The sequence below is a fragment of the uncultured Gimesia sp. genome (genome assembly GCF_937919775.1).
In the GTDB taxonomy this organism is placed as follows: Bacteria; Planctomycetota; Planctomycetia; order Planctomycetales; family Planctomycetaceae; genus Gimesia.
Genome location: NZ_CALFPF010000361.1, coordinates 1 through 2,567 on the forward strand (window position 1 = coordinate 1; position 2,567 = coordinate 2,567).

1 protein-coding gene is annotated in these 2,567 nt (G+C 51.1%); it reads left to right on the top strand.

The window, feature by feature from the left end:
* Positions 1-35: 35 nt before the first annotated feature.
* Positions 36-2,567: 2-oxoglutarate dehydrogenase E1 component (locus tag Q0294_RS10015; protein WP_299464221.1), on the top strand; the 2,532-nt coding region annotated here is incomplete at its 3' end.

Sequence of the window (2,567 nt, forward strand, 5' to 3'; positions counted from 1 at the left end):
GTCGATTGTTCGTCTCTAAGCCCGGAGAGGGCAGAATGCTTGATAAACCAGATACCGCTTCATCCCCTTTTAATGGGAATGGGCACCACGAAAGTCCGTTGCCAACAGATTTGATCAACGAATTAAGCTCGGAATCGTTGACGTTTGTTGAATCCCTGTACTCAAGTTATTTGGAGTCGCCGGGCTCGGTTTCCCAGGAATGGCAGAGCTATTTTGCCAAATTTCCGTATAAACTCACCCGGGATGATCGCACGCCCAGTTTTGGTCCGTCGTTCAAACGGCATACGATGTTCAATCCTCCCGGAAAGCAGCAATCGGAAGGGACTGAACGCCAGACGATGAAAATCGCTGATCGTCAGGAACGTCTTGATCAGCTGATTCGCAATTATCGGGTGCGGGGACATATCCTGGCTTCTTTAGACCCATTGGGGAAAATCAAGGCCACTCCTCCGGAATTGATGCCCGAATTTTATGACTTTTCGGAAAAGGACTATGACCGCGTCTTTTCCACTTCCAGCTTTGGCGGCCCCTCTCAGCGTACTTTGCGGGAAATGATTCAATGGTTACGGAACACATACTGTCGTTCCATCGGCGCTCAGTTCATGCACATCGACAGTTTGCGTGTGCGGAAGTGGCTGCAAGACCGTATGGAAAGTACGGCCAACTTTCTCAAGTTTGAGCGCCCGGAAGCACTCCGGATTTTACGTCGCTTAACGGATGCGGTTGTTTTCGAAGAATTCATTCAAAAGAAATATGTTGGCCTGAAAAGCTTTTCTCTGGAAGGCGCAGAAAGCCTGATTCCTCTGCTGGACCTCGCCGTTGAGAAAGCCGGAGAGCAGGGGGTAGATGAAATCGTCTTCGGGATGGCACACCGGGGCCGCCTGAACGTGCTCACGAACATCATGAAAAAGAGGCCTCGTGAAATCTTTCGCGAATATGAAGATTCCGCTCCGGAAATGAACATGGGGCGTGGAGACGTGAAATATCACCTGGGCTACAGTTCCGACTGGATGACCGAATCGGGACATAACGTCCATCTGACGCTCTGCTTTAACCCCAGCCATCTGGAATTCGTCAACCCGGTTGCGATGGGGCGGATGCGCGCCAAGCAGGATCGCTGGGAGAACATTAACCGCACCAAGGGAATGGTATTACTGATTCACGGCGACGCTGCTTTTGCGGGTGAAGGCGTCGTTCAAGAGAGTTTGAATCTGAGTGAATTAAAAGGGTATCGCACGGGCGGTACGATTCACGTGGTCGTCAACAACCAGATCGGTTTTACCACGGATCCGGCACAGAGTCGATCTTCGACCTACGCCACGGACGTTGCCAAAATGCTGCAGATTCCCATCTTTCACGTGAATGGGGAAGATCCGGAAGCAGTGGCCCAGGTTGTCAGACTGGCAATGGATTTCCGTAAAGAATTCCATCGGGATGTTGTGATCGACATGTATTGTTATCGTCGACGTGGGCATAACGAAGGGGACGAGCCGGCATTCACCCAGCCATTAATGTATGACACGATTTCCAAACGTCCTTCTGTTCGGGACAGTTTCCTGCGACGCATGGTGGAGCGTAAATCGGTAACTCAGGAAGATGGTGACCGCTTACAGGATGAAAGTATTTCCCATCTGGAGGCAGAACTGGCTGCGGCCCGCGTCGCAAATTACCCGCACACGGTTGAATTGCCTGCAGGTATCTGGGCCGGTTATCGTGGCGGAAGAGAATTACCTGCTGACCAGATCGATACGGGGGTTCCAGAAAAAGATCTCGTGAATCTGCTGTTAAAGCAGACAGAATTACCGGAAGGATTTACTCCGCATAAGAAAATCGAAAGGCTGTTATCGATTCGTAAAGAAATGGCGTTGGGCGAACGCAAGATCGACTGGGGGACAGCAGAAGCACTCGCTTTTGCCTCACTGCTGACTGAAGGTTATCGGATTCGTGTGAGCGGTCAGGATGCCCAGCGAGGGACTTTCAGCCACCGCCATGCGGTTCTGCACGATGTCATCACCGGGAAAAAATTTACGCCTCTGAAACATCTGGTCGCGGGACAGGGGCCGCTCGAAATTGTGAACAGCCCGCTATCGGAGGCGGGGGTTCTTGGCTTTGATTACGGGTACAGTCTGGACTGTCCCGATGGCCTGATTATCTGGGAAGCGCAGTTTGGTGATTTCTGTAACGCGGCTCAGGTGATTATCGATCAGTTCATTGTCAGTGCCGAAGATAAATGGCAGCGTTACAGTGGTATCGTACTCCTGTTGCCTCATGGATTCGAAGGGCAGGGGCCAGAACATTCCAGTGCCCGCTATGAACGATTCCTGCAGATGGCTGCGGAGAATAACATTCAAATTGCAGTGCCGACAACACCGGATCAGTTTTTCCACCTGCTGCGACGTCAGATGTTACGCAAATGGCGTAAACCATTGATTGTGATGACTCCCAAAAGTCTGCTTCGACACCGCGATGCCGTCTCCAGCTTTTCGTCGATGAATTCGGGATCATTTTTTAAAGTCATTGGAAACACGACGGACATTAAGCCCGAACAGGTAACCCGTATTTTACTT